This window comes from Tardiphaga sp. (genome assembly GCF_028290785.1).
Classification (GTDB): Bacteria; Pseudomonadota; Alphaproteobacteria; order Rhizobiales; family Xanthobacteraceae; genus Tardiphaga.
Genome location: NZ_JAQGJD010000383.1, coordinates 1 through 22,701 on the forward strand (window position 1 = coordinate 1; position 22,701 = coordinate 22,701).

Genomic DNA, 22,701 nt, shown 5'->3' on the forward strand with positions numbered 1-22,701 from the left:
GGCCGGCGCGCTGGTTGATGTAGCCCTTGTCGGTGAGTTCGTTGCCGTCGATGGAGGCCGGCTCGACCATCATCATGGCGCGGGCGATGCGACGGCTGCTGGCGCCCTGGCAGGCGGCGTTATGCGCTTCCAGGCCGTTCTTCAGACAGGCCAGCACCAACGGATGCTTGACCACGTCGGCGAAACCCGCTTCCGGCTCGCCGATCAGCATCCGACAAGCCGCGAGGTTGGGCCATGCCAGCACGCCGATGTACGGCCGGTCCTGCCCGGCGATCAGCGCGTCCTGTACCACCGGCGTCGCCGCGGCGATAGCGTCGGTGCGCAAGCTGCCGACATGGACGAACGTCCCCGTAGTGAGCTTGAAGTCCTCCACCACCCGGCCGGAAAAGATCAGCCCCTTGACGGGATCGTTGTCATCGACGAACACGCCGGCATCGCCGATCTTGTAAAAACCTTCCTCGTCGAAGGCCGCCTTGGTGAGTTCGGGCTGCTTGTAGTAGCCCGGCATCACATTGACGCCGCGCAACCGCAATTCGTACTTGTCGTCGAACGGGACCATCTTCAGCTCGACGCCAGGAAACGGCAGGCCGATCAGGCCGACGCGCTCGGTGTCCCAATAGGTGCCGGTCGAGGTCGGCGAGGTCTCGGTCGAGCCCCAGCCGGTGTAGAACACGATGCGCTCGCCGGTGGCGCGCACCGCCAGCGCCTGCATGCGGTCGTAGAGATCGTCCGGCAGCCGCGCCCCGCCATAGGCCATCAGGCCCAGGTTCTTGAAGAACGACCGGCACAGCGCGTCGTCCTTCTCCATCGCCGCGGCCAACGCCGCATAGCCGGCGGGGACGTTGGCGTAGTAGGTCGGCGACACTTCGCGCAAATTGCGCAGCGTCTCGTCGATCAGGCCGGGCATCGGCCGGCCGTCGTCGATATACAGCGTGCCGCCCTCGATCAGCAGCGGGTGAAACAGCGCGTTGCCGCCCATGGTGTGATTCCACGGCATCCAATCGAGGTAGACCGGCGGGGCCGCTGCGGAGTCGCGCGGCCGGGTCTGCATCATCATGGCGGCATTGGCGCACATCATGGCCTGGGTGTTGATGACGGCCTTCGGCATCCCCGTGGAGCCCGAGGTAAACAGCAGCTTGCCGACCGTGTCCGGCGTAATCTGTGCGATCGACTGCGCCACGGCAGCCGTAACGGGCGTCGCCGCCATCTCCGCGAATGAAACGCTGGCGATGCCTTCCGCGGGGCGTGCCACATGAATGACGCGGATTCCGGTGAGGTCGAGCGCATCCAGCGCGTTCTGAAAGGTCGGGCCGTCCTGCACCATCACCACCGCCGGCTCGATCAGGTCGAACAGGTATTTCAGCTTGGCGTGGTCCTGGCTCATCAGCGAGTAGGCCGGCGACACCGGCGCCGCCGGGTGCCGCGCCTGCATCGCCGCCTGGGTCATCAGCGCGTGTTCGATGGAATTGCCGGACAGGATCGCCACCGGCGCGTCGGCAGGCAGCTTCATGTCGAGCAGCGCCTGGGTCAGCGCGTCCACCGTGCGCTTGGCCTCTGCGTAAGCGATGGTGCGCCACTGCCGGTCGGCACCCGCGCGCTGCGCCAGCCAGACGTGGTCGGGGCGCAGCTTCGCCCACTTCGCCAGCGCAGCCGACAGATGGGGCTGGTAGTCCATCAGCGGCACGCGCGATTTCAGGATGATGACGCCGTCGGGCCGCCGCTCGACGTCGATGTCGCGTTCGAGCCAGTCGATCTTGCGGAAGGCGGGTTTCGTGAGCACCGCCGCGGCCTGCGCGTTCATCTTGGTCTCCCAACGATGGTCTCTTGGATGGACCTTTTGTCGTTCTTCGGTCGCGGACGCCCGTAGGTGCGCCCTCTCCCCTTTGTGGGAGAGGGCAGCTCCGACGGAAAGCCGATCTCCATGGGGTGAGGGGGCGGAGCGCGTGGCTACCCCTCACCCGTCTCGAACTGCTTCGCAGTTCGATCCACCCTCTCCCACCTAGCGAAGCTTCGCTTCGCGCGGGGGAGAGGGAAGTAAGCAAGAAAGCGAACTACCTCGGCGCCATACGGATCGCGCCGTCGAGGCGGATGGTCTCGCCGTTCAGCATCGGGTTCTCGACGATGTGCACCGCGAGGTTGCCGTATTCCGAGGCATCGCCGAGCCGGGCGGGATGCGGCACCTGGGCGCCGAGGCTGGCGCGGGCTTCCTCGTTGAGGCCCATCAGGAGCGGCGTCAGGAATAGGCCCGGCGCGATGGTGTTGACGCGGATTTTCTGCGAGGCGAGGTCGCGCGCCGCCGGCAGGGTCAGGCCGACAACGCCGCCCTTCGACGCGGCATAGGCGATCTGGCCGATCTGGCCTTCGTAAGCGGCGACGCTGGCGGTGTTGATGATGACACCGCGCTCTTCGCCGACCGGCTCGATCTTCACCAGTTGCTCGGCGAACAGCCGCAGCACGTTGAAGGTGCCGACCAGGTTGATCATGATGACGTTGGTGAACTTGTCGAGCGGATAGACGCCCTGCTTGCCGACGATGCGCTGCGAACCGCCGATGCCGGCGCAGTTCACCAGGATCCGCGCGGTGCCGTGGGCGGCTTCCGCCTTGGCGAGCCCGGCCTTGACCTGGTCCTCGCTGGTGACGTCGCCGACAGCGGCGAGGCCCTTGATCTCGGCGGCAACCGCCTCGGCGTTCTCCTGGCTGCGGTCGAACACCGCGACCTTGGCGCCCTTGGCGGCCATCGCGCGTGCGGTTGCGGCACCTAGCCCGGAACCACCGCCGGTGATGAATACGGCCACGTCTTTCAGCTGCATCGAGTTTGCCTTTCCTTGGGCGTTTCCTGGTCGTTTCTTGAAGTCGTTTTTTAAGATTGGTCCTTGGACGTTTCTTGTTTTGTTGTTCGAACGATACGTTGACCGTTCCTTGAAAGCGTTTCCTCGACGTTTCTTGGTATTTTGGAAGTACCTTGGGCGTTTCCCGATAGCTTTTTTTCTTGGTCGTCTTTCCTTGGGGCCGTTTCTTCTTAGCTCGTTCGCGTGCGGCTGTTACCCAGCCTTGTTCTTGGTCAGCATGCCGGTGAGCAGCATGGCTTCCATATGGGCGACATAGTCGCGGCAGACTTCATCCGTCACCGGGCCGACGCCAATGGCGCGCGACATCGCATGACGGCTGAAGAACAGGTTATCGCAGGCACCGATCAGGCTGGTGTAGAACAGCACCGGATCGATCTTGCGGAATTCGCCGGCCTCATAGCCTTCGGCCAGCAGGCGGCGATGAAAATCCAGCAGCGGGCCGATGAAGAATTTCGAGACTTCGTCGGCGGCTTCGTTGCTGCTCTCGTGCAGCAGGTAATGGATCAGCCGGTTCATGTAGGGGAACTGGTAGTAGGCCTTGACGATCCCGGCGATGTGCAGCTTGAGCTTGGCGCTGGCCGAGATCGGCTGCGCCATCAGGTAATCCAGGTTGGTCATCTCGATGGCGGCATCGCGCGCCAGCAAGGCCAGCAGCAGCCCGTCCTTGTTGCCGAAATGATATTTCACCAGCGCCGCATTGACCCCGGAGCGCTGCGCGATCTCGCTCAGCGACACCTCGATCGAATTGCTCTCGATCATCAATTCGCTGGCCGCCACCAACAATTTGTCGGCGGTGGCATTCTTGCCGGCCGGGGTACGGCCTGCGGAACTGACATGGGGGTGAGTAATCATGTGGGGCGCACATAACCCGATCCGGCCGCAGAGCTCAAGAGTTAATTGAGCGATTGACTAAGCCAAAAAGCGACATTTAATTGCGTCGAGGGGCAAACCCAACAAGCGGAAAAATCCGCCGGCCTCCGAGGAAACGCCCATGAGCCATCCGTCCGTCCATGCCCGCACCCAGCCCGACAAGATCGCCTATCAAATGGCTGGCTCGGGCAAGGCCATCAGCTACCGCGAACTCGACGACCGCTCCAACCAGGGCGCGAACCTGTTTCGATCGCTCGGGCTGAAGGCCGGCGACCACATCGCGCTGCTGATGGAGAATCGGCTGGAATTCATGGAGATCTGCTGGGCGGCGCAGCGCAGCGGGCTGTATTACACGGCGATCAGCCGCTACCTGACCGCCGACGAGATCGCCTACATCGTGAAGGATTGCGGCGCCAAGGTCGTCATCACGTCGCCGAAAGGCGCCGAGACGATCGCGCCGCTGATCGCCGGTGCGCCGGACACGCTGTTCTACATTCTCGACGGAGCGCGCGAACATTTTCGCGACTGGGATGCGGCGCTGGCGGCGCAACCGACGACGCCGATATCCGACGAGGTCGCCGGCTACGACATGCTGTATTCGTCGGGCACCACGGGGCGGCCGAAGGGCATCAAGCGCGCCTCGGAGAGCAACCCGATCGACGTGCCCAACCCGTTCCTGAAGAAACTCTGCGCCGACATGTGCGGCATGAACGGCGACAGCATCTATCTGTCGCCGGCGCCGCTGTACCATGCGGCGCCGTTGCGCTTCAACATGATGGCGATCACGCTCGGCGGCACCTCGGTGATCATGGAATCCTTCGACGCCGAGGAATTCCTGAGGCTGGTGGAGAAGCACAAAGTCACCCAGTCGCAACTGGTGCCGACCATGTTCGTCCGCATGCTGAAACTGCCGGACGAGGTGCGGCTGCGCTACGACGTGTCGTCGCTGAACGGCGCGATCCATGCCGCGGCGCCCTGCCCGGTCGATGTGAAAGCGCGAATGATCGACTGGTGGGGCCCGATCCTGATCGAGTACTACGCCGGCTCCGAAGGTAACGGCGTCACGGTGTCGAACTCGCAGCAATGGCTGTCGCATCGCGGCACCGTCGGCAAAGCTGTGACCGGCGTCGTCAAGATCGTCGGTGAAGACGATCGGGAGATGCCGGTGGGCGAGATCGGCACGGTGTACTTCGCCGACGCGCCGGTGTTCTCCTATCACAACGATCCCGAGAAAACGAAGCGGGCCTATAACGACAAGGGCTGGTCGACGCTCGGCGACGTCGGCTATCTCGACGACGAGGGGTTTCTGTACCTCACCGACCGCAAATCCTACATGATCATTTCCGGCGGCGTGAACATCTACCCGCAGGAAACCGAGGACGTGCTGATCACCCATCCCGACATCGCCGACGTCGCGGTGTTCGGCGTGCCGAACGAGGAGATGGGCGAAGAGGTCAAGGCGGTGGTGCAGCCGCACGACATGGCCCGCGCCGGCAAGCAGCTCGAAGCCGAGCTGCTGGTGTTCTGCCGCAAGCATCTGTCGCCGATCAAATGCCCGAAGAGCATCGATTTCGAGGCCGAACTGCCGCGCACCCCGACCGGAAAGCTGGTGAAGCGGCATTTGCGCGATCGCTACTGGCCGAAGAAGGCAACGGCGTAACCGTTTCCCGGACGCGGTGCGGCGCCCTTGTGCCGCTCCGCAGAGCCGGGATCCCGGTCGTTGAAGTACCGGGGCCCCGGCTCTGCAGCGCACCGCTTCGCGCTGCGCTGCGTCCGGGGAACGAGGGCGCCTTGCCGCCTCGCCCTCCGCGCGCTAATCCGCCGCGATGACATCGCATCATTATCGCTCATGACTACCGGTCTGCTGATCTCCGCTGCGCGCTCGGGAGCCGGCAAGACCACGGTGACGCTCGGCATCCTCGCTGCGCTCGCCCGCCGCGGCCTGCGCGTGCGCGCGGCCAAGGCCGGACCCGACTATATCGATCCCGCCTTCCACGCCGCCGCCACCGGCTCAGCCAGCGTCAACCTCGATAGCTGGACCATGCCCGGCGCATTGCTCGATTCGCTGATGGCCGAGGCCGCTGACGGCGCCGACCTTGTCGTGGTCGAAGGGGTGATGGGCCTGTTCGACGGCGTGCCGGGCGTCGCCGGACGCGAGGGCAGCAGTGCCAATATCGCCGCGCAATTTCGGTTGCCGGTGCTGCTAGTGCTCGACGTCACCGCGCAGTCGCAGTCGGCCGCCGCCATGGTGCGCGGCTTCGCCAGCCACGATCCGGACGTCCGCGTCGCCGGCGTGATCCTGAACCGGGTCGGCAGCGACCGGCACCGCAGGCTGATCACCGACGCCATCGAAAAGCTCGGCATGCCGGTCGTGGGCTCAATCCCGCGCAACGAGACTTTCGGCCTGCCGGAGCGGCATCTCGGCCTGGTGCAGGCCGGCGAACATGGCGACCTCGCCGCACGCTTCACAGTGCTCGCCGAGATGGCGGAGAAGCATCTCGACCTCGATGCGATCGTCGCCTTGGCCACGCCGATCGACAGCGCACGCAACACCATCGCCGCCGCCTTGGCCCCGCCGGGCCAGCGCATCGCGCTGGCGTCCGATGGGGCGTTCAGCTTCGTCTATCCGCACCTGCTCGATGACTGGCGCCGCGCCGGGTCCGAGATCGTCCGGTTCTCGCCGCTGGCCGACGAGGGCCCGCCTGAACATTGCGACGTGTGCTGGCTGCCGGGCGGCTATCCCGAACTGCATGCGGCGACGCTGGCGAATGCGACGAGGTTTCGCGAAGATCTGATACGCTTTGCGCGAACGCGCCCGGTGCATGGCGAGTGCGGCGGCTACATGGTGCTCGGCGCGGCCATCGAGGATGCCGACGGCGTCATGCATGCCATGACCGGTCTGCTCTGCCACGTCACCAGCTTCCAGAAGCGCCGGCTGCATCTCGGCTACCGCGAAGCGCGGCTGCTCGCGGACAGCCCGATCGGCGCCGCGGGAACGCGCGTGCGCGGCCACGAATTCCACTACGCGTCGCTGATCTCCCAGGGCACCGACGATCCGCTGGTCGATCTCAGTAATGCGCAAGGCGAGCCCGTCGGCGAACGCGGCGGCCGCCGCGGCCATGTCACCGGCAGCTTCTTCCACGCCATCGCGGCGGTGGAGGGGTAGTCGCTCTTCACCTCTCCCCGCTCTGCGCGGGGAGAGGTCGGAATGCGCGCGCAGCGCGCATTCCGGGTGAGGGGCGAGGCACGGACTTCAAAACGCCTTCGGTATTCGCGGATCGCAAGAGCCCCTCACCCCAGCCCTCTCCCCCTAGCGAAGCTTCGCTTCGCGCGGAGAGCGGGGCGAGGGGGCGCGACGTCTGCGTTTCATCTCGGAAAACGGAAACTGCAGAGCCACCAGACGACCCTCACCGTCCCCACCGGTCCTGCCAGATCTTTTCCCCGACCATGCAATTCACCCGCGGCTCCCGGTTCGCCACCGGCACCACGCGCCCTTCAGGCACAAGGCCGGCGACTTCCATCACCAGCTTGGTGCGGATCGCTTCCTTGAATTTTTCGCGCTCCTTGATGGTCACCACGAACGAACCGGGGCCGCCGACCACGCAGTCTTCGTAGTAGAGATCGAGGTTCTCGATATCCATGGTGGAATAGGACGGCTCCTTCGCCATGATCGGCAGGCCGTTGATGACGATGCCCTTGGCGATCGCCTCGTCGCGCGCGATGGTCACCGGCGAGCCGTTGTTGTTGGGCCCGTCGCCGGAGATGTCGATGACGCGACGCAGGCCGTGCAGCGCATTCTCGTCGAACAGCGGCATCGCGAAGTAGATCGCGCCGGAGATCGAAGTTCGCGACGCCCGCCGGATCGGCGTCTTCATGATCTCGGCGGCAACCGCGTCCGCCGATTCCGGACCATCGATGACGCGCCAGGGGATGATGATCTTCTGATCCGTCGACGCCGCCCATTCGAAATAGGTGACGGCGATTTTGCCGGTCGGGCCAGTCTTCAGCGCGGAGAGAAACTCCTTGGAGACGATGGCCTGGGCGTAGCCCTCGCGCTGGATCGCCAGTTCGTCCATGTCCATCGAATAGGAGACATCCACCGCCAGGACCAGTTCGACATCGACGATGGGATCCTGCCGGGCTTGCGCCGGTTGCGGCTTGGCGCCCGGCGCGGCGAAGCTCGCCACATCGCCAGCCATCGCTCCGGCGACCAGCACCGCTCCAATCGAGACACACCAGCGCATAGCGGCCCTCCCGTTCAGACGCCGATGGTGACACGCAAATGACAAAGCGCAAAGCGGGAACCGGTCGCGGCCTTCACATTCAGGTCAGCAATGCAGCGTGCTCACATGCGCTGATCGACAGCTTCTGCCGGTGCGATTATGATGGCACTTGATCCGCGCAGCGCTCTGGAGTTGCAGCTGAATGCCCGCCACGACCACCACCCCGCGCACCAAGGTCATACCCAAGGTCGAGCGGCCGAAGCTGTACAAGGTCATTCTCGTCAATGACGACTTCACGCCGCGTGAATTCGTGACGCGGGTGCTGCAGGGCGAATTCAAGATGACCGAGGACCAGGCCCACAAGGTGATGATCACCGCGCACAAGCTCGGCGTCTGCGTGGTCGCGGTGTTCACCCGCGACGTCGCCGAGACCAAGGCCACCCGCGCCACCGACGCCGGCCGCGCCAAGGGCTATCCGCTGCTGTTCACCACGGAGCCGGAAGAGTAGTTATCTTGTTCCGGACGCCGCTACGTTTCCCGGACGCGCTGCAGCGTTCTTACGCTGCTGCGCAGATCCGGGATCCCGGTTTCTTGAATAGCGGGGCCCCGGCTCTGCGAAGCGATACTTCGTATCGCATCGCGTCCGGGGAACGAAGACCTCACTCTTTCGAAGTCTCGTCCATTCGCCCGTAGACATGCTCCGCCTTCGCAAATCCTGCGATCGGAAACTCGCCAAGCTCCGACCAGCCGCCACTGCAGATGTCGGCGAAGGCCGACGACGCGACGATGGTGCGGCCGAGCCGGCCGGCGATCTTCTCCAGCCGCGCGGCCAGATTGACCGCAGGTCCAATGCAGGTGAAGTCGAGCCGGTTGCCGCCGCCGATATTGCCATACAGGATGCGGCCGACATGCAGGGCGACGCCGAAGCGAAAACGCTCGTTGACGTCGCCGCTCATGAACTCCATCGCAGCCACGGCCGCGCGCGCCTCGGACGCCGCCTCCAGCACGCGGCTGCACACCGCCTGCGCCTCGCCGTCATCGCCGATCGGAAACACCGCGAGCAGCCCATCGCCCATGAATTTCAGCACCTCGCCGCCATGCTTCAGGATCGCGGCGACCTGGCAATCGAAGTACAGGTTGAGAATCTCGACCACCTGTTCCGGCGGCAAGCGATCCGACAGCGCCGTGAAGCCGCGCAGATCCGACAGCCAGATCGCGGCTTGCATGGTCTCGGTATGGCCGCGGCGAATCTGCCCGGCCAGGATGCGCTCGCCGGCGCGCGCGCCGACATAGGTATTGAGCAGCGTGGACGCCGTGCGGCGCAGATTGATGACCTCGATCAGCCGCGCCAGCGGCGGCACGATGCATTTCAGATCGTTCAGTTGCGCGTCGGTAAATCCGCCCGGCTGCTTGGTGGTCCAGCTCGACGCATGGATGATGCCATCCACGAACGACAGCGGCAACGCGATGTAGTCGGTGACGCCTTCGGCGCGCATGTCATCGAAGAACGGAAAGCGTTCGCCGGCGGGATCGTCCAGCCGGCATCGCACTTCCAGACCTTCATGAAACACGATTGCCAGCGGACTGCTGAGGAACTCCGGAGCCTGCTGGATCTCGAAATCGACCGATCCGACGACGACCTCGGCACCGGGACGCCAGATAAAATTGCGTCCGAAAATATCCGGATGCAGGGTACGGACGAAAACCCCGACACGCCATAGCGGCAGCCCCGCAGCGACGAGGCGTTCGCAGCATTGCGCCAACATCAGACTCGGCGTCGTCGCCGAGCGGGCGCCATCGGTCAACCAGTCGGTGATCTCGGTGATGGCGGTGGTCAAATGAACGTCCCTCGCGCTCCGACTCGTTTCCCGGACGCGCTGCGGCATTCTCAGGCGATGCACTTGCATCGCCGCCATGCCGCCGCGCAGATCCGGGATCCCAATTGCTACTTACCGGGACCCCGGCTCTGCGAAGCAGCACTTCGTGCTGCGTCGCGTCCGGGGAACGAACCAGCCTAACCCACTTGTCCGCGATGGCGCAAAAAGTGGTCGGCCATCACACAGGCGACCATGGCTTCGCCCACCGGCACGGCGCGGATGCCGACGCAGGGATCGTGGCGGCCCTTGGTGAGGATGTCGGTGTCGACCCCGGCGCGGTCGATGGTTTTGCGCGGCGCCAGGATCGACGACGTCGGCTTGACCGCGAAGCGCGCCACCACCGGCTGCCCCGTCGAGATGCCGCCGAGCACGCCGCCGGCATGGTTGGACAGGAACGATGGGCCATGGTTGGTCATGCGCATCTCGTCGGCGTTGTCCTCGCCGGACAATTCCGCCGCCCCAAAACCGTCGCCGATCTCGACGCCCTTGACCGCGTTGATGCTCATCAGCGCTGCGGCGAGATCGCCGTCGAGCTTGGCATAGATCGGTGCGCCCAGCCCTGCGGGAATGCCTTCCGCGATCACCTCGATCACCGCGCCGATCGACGAGCCGGATTTTCGGATGCCGTCGAGATAGCCCTCGAAGAACGCCGCCTTATCCTTGTCGGGACAGAAGAACGGGTTGTTGTGGACCTCGTCCCAATCCCAGTTGTCGCGGTCGATCTTATGCGGCCCCATCTGCACCAGGGCCGCGCGCACGGTCATGCCCGGCACGATTTTTCGCGCGATGGCGCCGGCGGCGACGCGGCTGGCGGTTTCCCTTGCGGAGGAACGGCCGCCACCGCGGTAGTCACGCAGCCCGTATTTGGCCTCATAGGTGAAGTCGGCATGGCCCGGCCGAAACTTGTCCTTGATGTCGGAATAGTCCTTGGAACGCTGGTCGGTGTTCTCGATCAGCAGCGCGATCGGCGTGCCCGTGGTGACCTGCACGCCGGTTTCCGGATGCGCCATCACCCCGGACAGGATTTTGACGATATCCGCTTCCTGGCGCTGGGTGGTGAAGCGCGACTGGCCCGGCTTGCGACGATCGAGATCGGCCTGGATGTCAGCCACATCGAGCGGCAGCAGCGGCGGACAGCCATCGACCACGCAGCCGATCGCCACCCCATGGCTCTCGCCGAAGGTGGTGACCCGGAACAGGTGGCCGAAGGTGTTGTGGGACATGGGGACGATCTCTCGAAACAGGTCGCTGTCGTAACGCGGGCGGTCCGGGGGGTCAAATGGCGGCGCCGCGAGGACTCTTCCCCGCTCCCACAAGCGCAGCGAAGCTGCGCGCAGGTGGGAGAGGGTGGCGCGGACGCAGTCCGCGACGGGAGAGGGGGCGCCACAAACGCCGGCGCCTGCCGCACCACCCCCTCTCCCGGCCGCGCTGGTGCGCGTCCACCCTCTCCCACCAACGCAGCTTCGCTGCGCCGGGGAAGAGGGGAAGAAGAAAGAGGCCGCGCCTCAACTATACTTCTTCATTGCTCCGTCGCTGAACACATACACCGCGCCCTGCTCGATCGGCAGCTCTGCCGCTTCGGCGATCGTCTGCACGCCCAGCGCCACCATCAGCGCCCGCGCGGTGCCACCATGGGCCACCGCGACGGTGTCGCCGGCGAGCCCCTCGACCCAGTCGCGCATCCGCAGTTGCACCGAAGCGTAGCTCTCGCCGTCCGGCGGCGGCATGCCCCATTTGTCGGTCTGGCGCGCGGCAAAGATTTCCGGATGCGAGGCCTCCTGCTCCGCCAGCGTCGAGCCTTCCCAGTGGCCGTAGCCGATCTCGCGCAACCGGTCGTCGAGCGCGTAATCGTCCGGCAGCAAACCGAGCTGGCTGCGCACGAACTCCATGGTCGAACGCGCTCGACCGAGCGGGCTCGAGACGTAGCCGACGCTGTCCGCCCCACGTTCATGGCGTGCAAACAGATCCTTCAGGAGGCCGCCGGCATGCGCCGCCTGTTCGCGGCCGAGATCGTTGAGCGGAATGTCCCGGGAGCCCTGGAAGCGGCCCGCCGCGTTCCATTCGGTCTGGCCATGGCGGATGTAGTAGATGACAGGCTGCGGCATGGAGGAAGCGATCAGTCCTTGCCGAGCGAGATGTCCGGCGCATCCGGGCGCTTCATGCCGACGACGTGGTAGCCGGAATCGACGTGGTGCACTTCGCCGGTGACGCCGCGCGACATGTCGGACAACAGATACAACGCGCTATCGCCGACCTCGTCGATGGTGGTAGTGCGGCGCAGCGGCGAATTATACTCGTTCCATTTAAGGATATAGCGGAAGTCGCCGATCCCCGACGCGGCCAGCGTCTTGATCGGGCCGGCCGAGATCGCATTGTCGCGGATGTTCTTCTCGCCGAGATCGGCGGCGAGATAGCGCACGCTGGCCTCCAGCGCGGCCTTGGCGACGCCCATCACATTGTAATGCGGCATCCACTTCTCGGCGCCGTAATAGGTCAGCGTGACGATCGATCCGCCCTCGGTCATCAGCTTTTCGGCGCGCTGCGCGATCGCCGTCAGCGAGTAGCAGGAGATCAGCATGGTCTTGGAGAAGTTCTCCGAGGTGGTATCGACATAGCGGCCCTCGAGGCCTTCCTTGTCGGAGAACGCAATGGCGTGGACCACGAAGTCGATCTTGCCCCACTTCTCCTCGAGCACGGCGAACGCCGCATCGATGGTGGCGGGATCGGTGACGTCGCAATGGCCGAGCACGAGGCCGCCGAGTTCGGCCGCCAGCGGCTCGACCCGCTTCTTCAGCGCGTCGCCCTGGTAGGTCAGCGCGATTTCGGCGCCCTGGGCGCGCAGCGATTTAGCGATGCCCCAGGCGATCGAGCGGTTGTTGGCGAGGCCGAGAATCACGCCGCGCTTGCCCTGCATCAGGCCTGTGGGTTCAACCATGTCGTATCCTATCGCTTGAAAAACAGCCTTTCGGGGTACACCAGCGCTTCCGCGCGGTACAGCCCAAATCGGCCCGATCGCGACGCCGTTTACCGTCCGGCGCGAACGCCGGAATAGACCGGCAGCCAAGGTGTTATGATCGATACGGCCGCACGATGGGCCGTGGATGGACCGCCAGGACTTCAGCCAGTGACAGAGACCTCATGAGCGCGTTTCGCGACAGCGTCGAAAGCCTGATTCCGTCGCTGCGCCGCTATGCGCGCGCGCTGACGCGCGACGCCGACATCGCCGACGACCTGGTGCAGGACACGCTGGTGCGCGCGCTGCGTTCGGAAAAACTGTTCATCGGCGGCGACCTCAGAAGCTGGCTCTACACCATCCTGACCAACCTCAACCGCAACCGCCGCCGCTCGCTGGCGCGCCGTCCGCACATGACCGAGCTGTTCGACAATAATCCCGACGCGTCGGGCACCGAGGCCGAGGGCCGCGACATCGCCCGTGCGCTGGCGGCTCTTGTCGAGGACCAGCGCTCGGTGCTGCTGCTCGTGATGCTGGAAGGGCTAAGCTATCGCGAAGTGGCCGAGATCCAGAGCGTGCCGATCGGCACCGTTATGTCGCGCCTCGCCCGCGCCCGCGCCCATGTGAAGGCCTACCTCGAAGGCACGCGCCCCGCGCTGCGGAGTGTGAAGTGATGATGAATCGCCATCAGGCACCGCAGGCGCTGTCGTTTCCCTCCCCCCGCACTTGCGGTGGGGAGGGTGGCCGACCGCAGGTCGGTCGGGTGGGGGGCGCGCCGTACACAGCCGTTTATAAGGCCCCCCACCCCGGCCTCCACTTCAGCGATGCTGCGCATCGCTTCGCTCGGCCGACCCTCCCCACCCAGCGCAGCTTCGCTGCACTCGGGGGGAGGGATTCCGCGAGCGCGGCGCTGAACACAAATACGTCCCACACGAGACCACGATCATGACCCATCCCCCGATGCCCGTCACCGAAGACGAACTGCACGCTTACATCGACAACGAGTTGCCGGCGGAGCGCCGTGGCGATGTCGAGGCGTGGCTCGCGGGTCATCCCGACGATGCCGCGCGGGTGCAGTCGTGGCGGGCGATGGCCGAGCTGCTGCATGCCCGCTACGATTCCGTCGCCGACGAGGCGGTGCCGAAGCGGCTGGAGATCGAGCAACTGGTGCGACAGCCGCGGCCGTGGATCTATGGCGCGATGGCGGCGTCGCTGCTGGCCTTCGTCGCCGGCGGCAGCGTCGGCTGGCTGGCCCACGGCGCCGCCGCCTCGCCCTCGACGTTCCAGCATTTCACCGGCGATGCGCTGGATGCGCACCGGCTCTACGTGGTCGAGGTTCGCCATCCCGTGGAAGTGGCGGGCTCCGAGCGCGCGCATCTGCAGGCGTGGCTGTCGAAGCGCGTCGGCTACGAGATCAAGGCGCCGGAGCTCGACGGCACCGGGCTGAAGCTGGTCGGCGGCCGCCTGCTGCCCGGCCCGGAAGCGCCGGCGGCGTTCTTCATGTATGAAAGCGGCAACGGCGAGCGCTACACGCTGTACACCTCGCGCGCCGCCACCGGCACCACGCAGATGCGCTACGCCTCACAGGACAAGGACGGCGCGCTGTTCTGGGCCGACAAGGGCGTCGGCTACGTGCTGAGCGGCCCCACCGACAAGGACCGGCTCAACCAGGTGGCGCGACAGGTGTACGATCAGACCGAGAAGGTCGGAGGATAGTGTAGTCGTCGTAGCCCGGATGGAGCGAAGCGAAATCCGGGAACGGCGTTCCAGTTGATAGCATTATCCCGGATTTCGCTTCGCTCCATCCGGGCTACAATCACCCCAAATCGCTTCTCGGATTGTACGGCTTGTCGTCGCGCCATTTTTCCATCAGCGCTTCCAGCTCGGCGTCGTGGCCGTCGGGCAGCATGACGCGGGTGATGAAGTACAGGTCTCCCGCGTTGCCGGCGGCCTTCGGCAGGCCCTTGCCCTTGAGGCGGAAGGTGCGGCCGCTTGAGGTGTTTTTCGGGATCGATAGCTCGACCGCGCCGGACAATGTCGGCGCACGCACCTTGGCGCCGAGCACGGCTTCATACAGCGTGATCGGCAGCTCGACGCGTAGGTCGCTGCCGTCGATCTTGAAGTAGGCATGCGGCGCGATGCTGACGGTGATCATCACGTCGCCCGGACGATGGCCGGGCGCGCTTTCGCCCTGCCCCTTCAAGCGGATCACCTGGCCGGCAGTAACGCCGGCGGGAATCTTGACGTTCAGTTCCTTGCCGGACGGCAGCCGGACGCGCTTCTCCGAGCCCTTGACGGACTCCTCCAGCGTCACCGTCATGGTGACGGCGAGGTCGAGGTCGGGCGGGGCCATGCCGCCGTTCTCGAAACCAAACCCCTGCGGGCCGCCGCGGGCGCCGCGCGCCTGCGCGCCGCCGAACATGCTGTTGAGAATGTCCTCGAAGCCGCCGGCGCCGGCGCCGCCAAAGCCCTGCTGGGCCCCGGGGCCGCCGCGGAAGGCGTGCTCGAAGCCGGGCTGCGACGACGTGCGTCCGCCGCCCGGAAATCCCTGGAATTTCGGCTTGCCGTCGGCATCGATCTCGCCGCGGTCGAACGCCTTGCGCTTGTCCTCGTCGCCGATGATCTCGTTGGCCGAGTTGACTTCCGAAAACCGGTTGGCGGCCTTCGGGTCGTCGCGGTTGTTGTCGGGATGATGCTTCTTGGCGAGCTTGCGGTAGGCGCTCTTGATCGCCGCAGCGCTGGCGCCCCGCTGCACCCCCAAGACCTCATAGGGGTCGCGCATCCGTCTTCTCTCCTTCAGGCAAAACTAAGAAATGCGGGCAAACGGCCCGCTTGACCTTCATCTGGGGTCTTCGTGTCATTTTTGCAACGGGAAACGCAAGCCCCGCAGGTCAGGAATCAGCCGCGGCGCCACGGTTTCAGCGTGCGGACGTCCCAGCGGCCCTGTTCGGCCCGGCAGGCGGCGCCCTGCAGCCAGGTTTCCGAGGTGCCGTTGACGTAACTGGCGAGGAAATCCCGGCAGGTTCGGCCGTCCTCGGTGTAGGCGCTGGACAGCGGCGTCACCGAACCGCGTGCGCCGGTGGAGGGATTTTCCCAAGGCTGGCTGGAATCCTTGCCGCCCTTGGTCAATACGTCGGACGCGGCGGTGCGGGCAAAGGCCAGGTCGGCGTCGGTTGGCTCGGCGCCCGCGGTCGGCTTTAGCGGCGTGACCGAGCCGGTGACGTCGTTGCCCTCCATCTTGGCGAAGGCGCCCTCGTTGCGGCCGACGCTGCAGCCGCCCAGCCCCGCCCCGATCAGAATTGCTGTAAGCGCCGCGCCGAGCGGGCAGATCGCCGATAGGCCAATGCGCAGCCGTACCCTATATAGGTCTGGCCTATGCAGGGAGCGCAGCACGCTTTCGACACTAGGCCAACGCAAGACGGAACTCCGGACATGACCGACACCACCGCAACCATGAAACACCCAACTCCGTTAACGTCCGGTGATTTTACGGCCGCGGCGGAGCCCTTTGCGCTGTTTGCCGAGTGGTTTGCCGAAGCCCAGGCCTCCGAGCCCAACGATCCCAACGCCATGGCGCTGGCCACCGTCGATGCCGACGGCCTCCCGGATGTCCGCATGGTGCTGATGAAGGGGTACGATGCCGACGGTTTTGTCTTCTATAGCCACGTCGCCAGCCAGAAGGGCCAGGAGCTCGCCGGTAATCCCAAGGCGGCGCTGCTGTTTCACTGGAAGTCGCTGCGCCGGCAGGTCCGGATTCGCGGCGCGGTCACCCGCGTGACCGAGGCCGAGGCCGACGCCTATTTTGCCTCAAGGCCGAAGCAGGCGCAGATCGGCGCCTGGGCCAGCAAGCAGTCGCAGCCGCTGGAAAGCCGCTTCGCGTTCGAGCAGGCCATCGCCAAGGAAGCCGCCAAGCACCTGATCGGCGAGGTGCCGCGGCCACCGGGCTGGAGCGGCTGGCGCATAACCCCGCAGCGGTTTGAGTTCTGGCACGACCGCCCGTTCCGGCTGCACGACCGCATCGAATTCCGCCGCGATCTGCCCGGCGCGACACAGAACGTCTCGCCGAACGATGCGCCCCCCGATTCCTGGACCAAGGTGAGGCTCTACCCGTGAGTCCCGACAACAAGACGAGACCGAGCAGCAGCATGGCGCATAGCACGTCCAACGCGCCCAAGCGCACCATGTTGCTGACCGGCGCCAGCCGCGGCATCGGCCATGCCACGGTGATGCGGTTCTCCAGCGCCGGCTGGCGCGTGCTGACCTGCTCGCGGCATCCGTTTCCCGAAGTCTGCCCGTGGGACGCCGGTCCGGAAGACCACATCCAGGTCGATCTCGCCGACCACGCCGACACCACCCGCGCCATCGACGAGATCAAGGAACGCCTCAACGGCGGCGCGCTGCATGCGCTGGTCAATAACGCCGCGATCTCGCCGAAGGCCGAAGGCGGCAAGCGGATGGGCTCGATCGACACCGACGTCGATACCTGGAGCCATGTGTTCCGGGTCAACTTCTTCGCGCCGATCATGATGGCGCGCGGACTGATCGAGGAGCTGAAAGCCGCCAAGGGCTCGGTGGTCAACGTCACCTCGATCGCCGGCTCGCGGGTGCATCCGTTTGCCGGCGCGGCCTATGCGACGTCGAAAGCAGCGCTGGCGTCCCTGACCCGCGAGATGGCGTCGGATTTCGGCCGCCACGGCGTTCGCGTCAACGCCATTGCCCCGGGCGAGATCGATACCTCGATCCTGTCGCCAGGCACCCAGGATATCGTCGATCAGCAGATCCCGCTGCATCGGCTCGGCACCCCGGACGAGGTCGCCAAGATCATCTATGTGCTGTGTACGGAGACGTCGTCTTACGTGAATGGCGCGGAGATCCACATCAATGGCGGCCAGCACGTCTAAGGGGGCGCAGCACTCCAACCCTCCCGTTCTGGGAGGCTGGAAGCGCACCTGCCTGCTTTAGTCGGCGTAGAACTTGCGCTGCGTCGGCGCGGCCGTCTCGATGCCCAGGCTGGAGCAGTCGTCGTCGGATTCGCCGTCCATCAATCCCGCACCGCAATGCCGGCAGGTCCGCGCCGACATCGCCATGGCCTTGCCGCTGACGCGGCGCGCCTGCTGATAGAACGCGAAGTCGACGACGTTCGGGGAGCTCGTTTGATCAATCATTGCTGTCCTCTTCGCTTGAGACGCCCTTATGACAGCAACCTTTCGCTCAACCGTTCAGCGGAACGCTCAAATTTTACCGTTAGAATTGTGGCGCAATAAGGCGAGATGCGAGTCGTGTATTGAGAGCTTGGTTTGTTAACTTTGGGCCCGGCGCGGGATACCGGCGACATGCGCTCCGACCTGTCCACGGAACACGGGCAACTGCGTGTGGCGACGTGGATACCCGGCATGCGCCGGGCATGACGGAGCAAGCGGCGCGTTTCGTCGATCAATATATTGGACGGCGTAGGGTGGGTCAGGCGCCCTTGCGCCGTAACCCACCGCGGTCATTGCGATCTCGCGCTGCGCGCTAACCACCCTACGCCCTGCGCTACAGCCACCTCTTACACTTGAAGAACACGTAGGGCAGCACCGCGGCGAACACCATCATCAGCAGAGCCATCGGGTAGCCGTGGGTCCATTCCAGTTCCGGCATCAGCTTGAAGTTCATGCCGTACACCGAGGCGATCAGGGTCGGCGGCATTAGCACCACGGCCATCACCGAGAACAGCTTGATGATGTTGTTCTGCTCGAGGTTGACGACACCGAGCATGGCGTCGAGCACGAAGGTGATCTTGTTCGACAGATACGAGGCGTGGTCGGTCAGCGACGCCACGTCGCGCAGCATGGTCTTGAGTTGCGCGCGCATGTCCTTCGACCATTTGACGCCGTCGGCCTCCGCGGTGACGACGCGGCCGATCGATACCAGGCTAACGCTCAAATTTTACCGTTGAAATTGAGACGGCGAGAAGGCCGCGCGCGCGACGTGCGACAGCGCAACATCGATCGACCACCTCTCGGCGCCAGGCGAATATCTATCAACGATTGCAAACTAATTCCTTATTTACCAACCAGCCGTATTGTCGCGCACTGGCCGAATCGATGTCGGCGCGGAGAATTCAGCAATGTCGGTGGTGCATATGGCAAGATTGGATAGCGCCGTTGCATCGGACGGCGAGCGCCTGATCGATCAGCTCGCCGACCGGATCGGCGGACTCGGCGTCGAACTCGCCGATGTCGCCGGCAATCTGCAGGAAGTCGCCGGTCGCGTGTCCGGCCAATCCGAGCGTTTCAGACATCTGCAAAGCACCGCCGAGACCATGGTTGCCGCCAACCGCGGCATCGCCAGTGCATCGCACACCGTGCAGTCCGCGACCGCTGCTGCAGTGCGCGACATCACCGATTCCCGCAGCGTGGTCGAGACCGCAGTGCAGCACATCGCCGAATTGATCAAGGCTGTCGGCCGCATCGAGGAGCGCCTCGGCTTGGTTGGCAGCGCGCTGACCCAAGTCGGCAAGGTGTCCGGTTCAATCGCCGCGATCGCCAAGCAAACCAACCTGCTGGCGCTCAACGCCACTATCGAGGCGGCGCGCGCCGGTGACGCCGGCAAGGGTTTTGCGGTGGTGGCCAGCGAGGTGAAGAGCCTCGCCGAAGCGACGCGGCAGGCGACGCAACTGATCAGCGAGACGGTGCGTGACCTCGACGGTCAGATCAGCGGCCTGATCGGCGAGAGCGGCGACGCCTCGCTGCGCGCCAAGAATGCCGGCGATGGCGCCCAGCAGATACAGGGTATCATCGTGCGCGTGCAGGACGGCTTCACCGCGGTCGGCCGCGAGATCGACGACGTGGCGAAAGCCGCGACCTCCAACCTGTCGCATTGCGATGCGGTGATCGACAACCTCGGCGATCTCGCTGGTGGCGTCGATCTGTCGTCCAAAGAATTGAAGCGTGCCGACGACCGCGTCGCCGCTCTGCTCGACCTGTCCGAGGAGTTGATCTCGCTGATCGCCAACAGCGGCGTGGAAACCGCCGACGCGCCGCTGATCCGCGTTGTCGTGCAGACCGCGCAGCAGATCGCCGACGCTTTCGAGGCGGCCCTAGCGCGCGGCGACATCGGCCTTGATCAGTTGTTCGACGAGAACTACCGCGAAATTCCCGGCACCGATCCCAAACAATACCTCACCGACTATGTGGCGCTCACCGACCGCATCCTGCCGCCGATCCAGGATCCGATCCAGAAGATTGACCCGCGCATCGCCTTCTCCGTTGCCTGGGCGAAGGGCGGCTATCTGCCGACCCACAATCCGAACTACCGGCTGCCGCCGGGTCCGGATCCGGTGTGGAACAACGCCAACTGCCGCAACCGCCGGCTGTTCAACGACCGCGCGGTGCGCAAGGTCGCCGCCAACACCAAACCGTTCCTGCTGCAGACCTACCGGCGCGACATGGGCGGCGGCCATTTCGTGCTGATGAAGGACCTGTCCTCGCCGATCCGCATCCGCGGTCGCCACTGGGGCGCCTTCCGCATCGGCTTCCGGCAGTCGTAGCCGAAAGTCCAGCACGTCCCTGCGAGTCATGGCATGCGCCTTGCCGGCGGCTTCAAGACAGGGAAGCATCGCAACACCAACCTCGCCGATCCAGTCGTGCGCATTTGCTTCAGATCAGAGCGGCGGTCGCATCCGGGGCGCCGACTGGGCATCAAGCAAAGTTGTTTTCATTGCCCGCAAACGGCGCTGGCTGATGGGTTTGTCACGTTTCAAGCGATGCGTTCCTGCTCGGCGCTCCACAAAGCAAAGCCCGCCGGTTGATCCCGGCGGGCGTGATCGTAGGGCAGGTCGGGCGCCGTTGCACCGTAACCCACCAAGGTCATTGCGATCTCGCGCGGCAAGGTGGGTTACGCGCTGCGCGCTAAGTCACCCTACGGCCTGCGCTACAGCCACCTCTTCCACTTGAAGAACACGTAAGGCAGCACCGCGGCGAACACCATCATCAGCAGCGCCATCGGATAGCCGTGGGTCCATTCCAGTTCCGGCATCAGCTTGAAGTTCATGCCGTAGACCGAGGCGATCAGCGTCGGCGGCATCAGGACCACGGCCATCACCGAGAACAGCTTGATAATGTTGTTCTGCTCGAGGTTGACGACGCCGAGCATGGCGTCGAGCACGAAGGTGATCTTGTTCGACAGATACGAGGCGTGGTCGGTCAGCGACGCCACGTCGCGCAGCATGGTCTTGAGTTGCGCGCGCATGTCCTTCGACCATTTGACCCCGTCGGCCTCCGCGGTGACGAAGGTGACGACGCGGCCGATCGATACCAGGCTCTCGCGGACCTTGGAGGTGAGATCGCCCTTGCGGCCGATGGCGATCAGGATTTCCGAATAGCGCTTGGCGTGGCCGGTGCGCATCGATTCGTCGGGTTCGAAAATGTCGTGGCTGACCTGGTCGACGTCGGCGCCGGCGCGCTCGAGAATATCGGCGCAGCGGTCAATCACCGCGTCGAGCAGCTCCAGCAGCACCGTCTCGCCATTGGCGCCGGGCGGCGTGCCGCGCGCCAGCTTGCTCTCCACCAGCGCAAACGGCTTGGGCGAGTCGTAGCGCACCGTCACCAGGCGGTGACCGGCCAGGATGAACGTCACCGGCGTGATGCGCGGCGATTCGGTGTCGGCAGCGCACATCAGGGTCGCGGTCATGTAGCGCGCGCCGTTCTCGATGTAGAGCCGGCTGGAAATCTCGATCTCCTGCATCTCTTCCCGGGTCGGCACCGCGATCCCCACCAGTCGTTCCACCGCATGGTCCTCGCCGGGCGACGGATTCATCAGATCGATCCACACCGCGTCCTCCGGCAGCACCGACAGGTCGGTCGGTTCGGACTTCTTCAGCGTGGTATCGACGGGGGTGAACACAGCAAGCATGGCAACTCCGGGAAATCCAACTGGCAACCACAGAAATACGGCCGCGAATCAAGGGAAGTGGCCGACCATGGCCGAACGCGATGCATCGGTCATGACAGCCTTCTGGCAGCGCGCCAACCCCGCTGTTTTCGCCCCGGCGTCACGGCGCCGTGCGGCGACGCGCGCCATCGGATCACGCCGGCGGCACTGACCGCATGGCGGACACCGCCAGCTTGCCCACATTTTCATCCGCAGCCCCTGCTGCCTGCGACAATTTGGACACAGCTGACCCGCATCCAGCTGTTGACAGCGCGTAAGTACTGGAAATCCGGCCGGTTTCAAGGATACTCATTGGCAACGGAAGCGGCCGTTTGCGGCGCTCCGAATGCTTTGACGCTGCTCGCCGGCCTGCACTGGAACAACGGAATGTCGTCTCTCACGCTGAAAATCGGAATGCTGGCCGCGGCCGGCCTGATGCTGTCCGGCTGTATGCAGGCCACCACCTACGAGGCCTCGTCGGACAAGAACCTGAAGCCGCGCGACAAGGAATTGCTGGCCAAGGTCTCCTACGTGAAGACCCCGGTGGCCGAGCCGTTCCGCCGCGCCATCGTCGATTATCACCGCAAGGAACTGCCGGGCTCGATCGTGGTCGATTCCGACAACCACTATCTCTATTACGTGCAGGACGGCGGCAAGGCGATCCGCTACGGCATCACCGTCGGCGAGGAAGCCATGGCGTGGTCCGGCGTTGCCAAGGTCGGCAGCATGACCGAATGGCCGGCCTGGCATCCGACCCCCGGCGAGATTTCCCGGCTGGGCGTGCCGACCTTCGTGCCGCCGGGCCCGGACAATCCGATGGGCTCGCGCGCGATGTACCTGTACTCCGGCGGCAAGGACACGCTGTTCCGGATCCACGGCACCAACCAGCCGGAATATATCGGCGCCTCGATCTCCTCGGGATGCATCCGCATGACCAACGAGGACGTCATCGACCTCTACAACCGGGTCAAGCTCGGCGCGGTGGTGGTGGTGCTGGAGCCCAAGCAGGGCGACTC

The 22,701-nt window shown here is 65.1% G+C and carries 22 protein-coding genes and 1 pseudogene; 10 read left to right on the top strand and 13 right to left on the bottom strand.

All coding sequences use genetic code 11. The features are described 5' to 3' along the window. The 3 genes from JWR89_RS24295 to JWR89_RS24305 all read right to left on the bottom strand — a co-directional run. On the bottom strand, window positions 1-1,801 hold a 1,801-nt coding region (locus JWR89_RS24295), incomplete at its 3' end, for an AMP-binding protein (RefSeq protein ID WP_299720760.1). A gap of 250 nt (window positions 1,802-2,051) precedes the next feature. Next, on the bottom strand, window positions 2,052-2,810 hold the full coding sequence (locus JWR89_RS24300) for an SDR family NAD(P)-dependent oxidoreductase (RefSeq protein WP_299720761.1): 759 nt from the start codon (window positions 2,808-2,810) through the stop codon (window positions 2,052-2,054). A gap of 231 nt (window positions 2,811-3,041) precedes the next feature. Next, a complete protein-coding gene (locus JWR89_RS24305) occupies window positions 3,042-3,701 on the bottom strand; it encodes a TetR family transcriptional regulator (RefSeq protein ID WP_299720762.1) in 660 nt (219 codons plus the stop codon). Between the two features lie 139 nt (window positions 3,702-3,840). Between JWR89_RS24305 and JWR89_RS24310 the strand changes: the two genes are divergently transcribed. Together JWR89_RS24310 and JWR89_RS24315 are read left to right on the top strand one after the other, a co-directional pair. After that, window positions 3,841-5,379, top strand: coding sequence for an acyl-CoA synthetase (locus JWR89_RS24310; protein ID WP_299720763.1), 1,539 nt, complete (start codon window positions 3,841-3,843; stop codon window positions 5,377-5,379). 189 nt (window positions 5,380-5,568) lie between these two features. Then, window positions 5,569-6,885, top strand: a complete 1,317-nt coding sequence (locus JWR89_RS24315) for a cobyrinate a,c-diamide synthase (RefSeq protein ID WP_299720764.1) — start codon at window positions 5,569-5,571, stop codon at window positions 6,883-6,885. 241 nt (window positions 6,886-7,126) lie between these two features. On the opposite strand, the gene JWR89_RS24320 is transcribed toward JWR89_RS24315, so the two are convergent. Further along, complete coding sequence (locus tag JWR89_RS24320; RefSeq protein ID WP_299720765.1) at window positions 7,127-7,963, bottom strand: DUF1194 domain-containing protein; 837 nt, start codon at window positions 7,961-7,963, stop codon at window positions 7,127-7,129. Window positions 7,964-8,144: 181 nt separating this feature from the next. Between JWR89_RS24320 and clpS the strand changes: the two genes are divergently transcribed. Continuing rightward, entirely contained in the window at window positions 8,145-8,450 is a 306-nt protein-coding gene (clpS, locus tag JWR89_RS24325) for an ATP-dependent Clp protease adapter ClpS (RefSeq protein ID WP_299720766.1), read from the top strand. Window positions 8,451-8,601: 151 nt separating this feature from the next. Here the strand turns inward: clpS and JWR89_RS24330 are convergent, their stop codons facing one another. The 4 genes from JWR89_RS24330 to fabI form a co-directional block, all read right to left on the bottom strand. Continuing rightward, window positions 8,602-9,828: an adenylate/guanylate cyclase domain-containing protein gene (locus JWR89_RS24330; protein WP_299720781.1), complete on the bottom strand. Its 1,227-nt coding sequence runs from the start codon at window positions 9,826-9,828 to the stop codon at window positions 8,602-8,604. A gap of 128 nt (window positions 9,829-9,956) precedes the next feature. Continuing rightward, a complete protein-coding gene (gene aroC, locus JWR89_RS24335) occupies window positions 9,957-11,042 on the bottom strand; it encodes a chorismate synthase (protein WP_299720767.1) in 1,086 nt (361 codons plus the stop codon). 282 nt (window positions 11,043-11,324) lie between these two features. Then, window positions 11,325-11,924, bottom strand: a complete 600-nt coding sequence (locus tag JWR89_RS24340; protein WP_299720768.1) for a histidine phosphatase family protein — start codon at window positions 11,922-11,924, stop codon at window positions 11,325-11,327. A gap of 11 nt (window positions 11,925-11,935) precedes the next feature. Continuing rightward, window positions 11,936-12,754, bottom strand: a complete 819-nt coding sequence (fabI, locus tag JWR89_RS24345; RefSeq protein ID WP_299720769.1) for an enoyl-ACP reductase FabI — start codon at window positions 12,752-12,754, stop codon at window positions 11,936-11,938. A gap of 203 nt (window positions 12,755-12,957) precedes the next feature. Here fabI and JWR89_RS24350 point away from each other — a divergent pair, with 203 nt between their 5' ends. Next, window positions 12,958-13,446, top strand: a complete 489-nt coding sequence (locus tag JWR89_RS24350; RefSeq protein ID WP_299720770.1) for a sigma-70 family RNA polymerase sigma factor — start codon at window positions 12,958-12,960, stop codon at window positions 13,444-13,446. A 271-nt stretch (window positions 13,447-13,717) separates the two neighbouring features. Next, window positions 13,718-14,488 carry an anti-sigma factor gene (locus tag JWR89_RS24355; RefSeq protein ID WP_299720771.1) on the top strand — a complete coding sequence of 257 codons (771 nt, stop codon included), beginning with the start codon at window positions 13,718-13,720 and terminating at the stop codon, window positions 14,486-14,488. A 100-nt stretch (window positions 14,489-14,588) separates the two neighbouring features. Here the strand turns inward: JWR89_RS24355 and JWR89_RS24360 are convergent, their stop codons facing one another. Both JWR89_RS24360 and JWR89_RS24365 read right to left on the bottom strand, forming a co-directional pair. Continuing rightward, a complete protein-coding gene (locus JWR89_RS24360) occupies window positions 14,589-15,554 on the bottom strand; it encodes a J domain-containing protein (RefSeq protein WP_299720772.1) in 966 nt (321 codons plus the stop codon). Window positions 15,555-15,670: 116 nt separating this feature from the next. Next, window positions 15,671-16,189, bottom strand: coding sequence for an RT0821/Lpp0805 family surface protein (locus JWR89_RS24365; protein ID WP_299720773.1), 519 nt, complete (start codon window positions 16,187-16,189; stop codon window positions 15,671-15,673). 15 nt (window positions 16,190-16,204) lie between these two features. Between JWR89_RS24365 and pdxH the strand changes: the two genes are divergently transcribed. Both pdxH and JWR89_RS24375 read left to right on the top strand, forming a co-directional pair. Next, the gene (pdxH, locus tag JWR89_RS24370) at window positions 16,205-16,885 is read left to right on the top strand and encodes a pyridoxamine 5'-phosphate oxidase (protein ID WP_299720774.1); all 681 of its coding nucleotides are present in this window, start codon (window positions 16,205-16,207) and stop codon (window positions 16,883-16,885) included. A 32-nt stretch (window positions 16,886-16,917) separates the two neighbouring features. Continuing rightward, window positions 16,918-17,673, top strand: a complete 756-nt coding sequence (locus tag JWR89_RS24375) for an SDR family oxidoreductase (protein WP_299720775.1) — start codon at window positions 16,918-16,920, stop codon at window positions 17,671-17,673. 57 nt (window positions 17,674-17,730) lie between these two features. Here the strand turns inward: JWR89_RS24375 and JWR89_RS24380 are convergent, their stop codons facing one another. Together JWR89_RS24380 and JWR89_RS24385 are read right to left on the bottom strand one after the other, a co-directional pair. After that, window positions 17,731-17,937, bottom strand: a complete 207-nt coding sequence (locus JWR89_RS24380) for a hypothetical protein (RefSeq protein ID WP_299720776.1) — start codon at window positions 17,935-17,937, stop codon at window positions 17,731-17,733. A 370-nt stretch (window positions 17,938-18,307) separates the two neighbouring features. After that, a pseudogene (locus JWR89_RS24385) lies at window positions 18,308-18,688 on the bottom strand (CorA family divalent cation transporter); the annotation flags it as partial. A 193-nt stretch (window positions 18,689-18,881) separates the two neighbouring features. Between JWR89_RS24385 and JWR89_RS24390 the strand changes: the two are divergent. Continuing rightward, on the top strand, window positions 18,882-20,303 hold the full coding sequence (locus tag JWR89_RS24390) for a methyl-accepting chemotaxis protein (RefSeq protein WP_299720777.1): 1,422 nt from the start codon (window positions 18,882-18,884) through the stop codon (window positions 20,301-20,303). 33 nt (window positions 20,304-20,336) lie between these two features. Then, window positions 20,337-20,564, top strand: coding sequence for a hypothetical protein (locus tag JWR89_RS24395; RefSeq protein WP_299720778.1), 228 nt, complete (start codon window positions 20,337-20,339; stop codon window positions 20,562-20,564). Window positions 20,565-20,686: 122 nt separating this feature from the next. Here JWR89_RS24395 and JWR89_RS24400 read toward each other — a convergent pair whose 3' ends face one another. Next, window positions 20,687-21,667 carry a magnesium transporter CorA family protein gene (locus JWR89_RS24400; protein WP_299720779.1) on the bottom strand — a complete coding sequence of 327 codons (981 nt, stop codon included), beginning with the start codon at window positions 21,665-21,667 and terminating at the stop codon, window positions 20,687-20,689. Between the two features lie 405 nt (window positions 21,668-22,072). Between JWR89_RS24400 and JWR89_RS24405 the strand changes: the two genes are divergently transcribed. Beyond that, window positions 22,073-22,701: L,D-transpeptidase (locus JWR89_RS24405; protein ID WP_299720780.1), on the top strand; the 629-nt coding region annotated here is incomplete at its 3' end.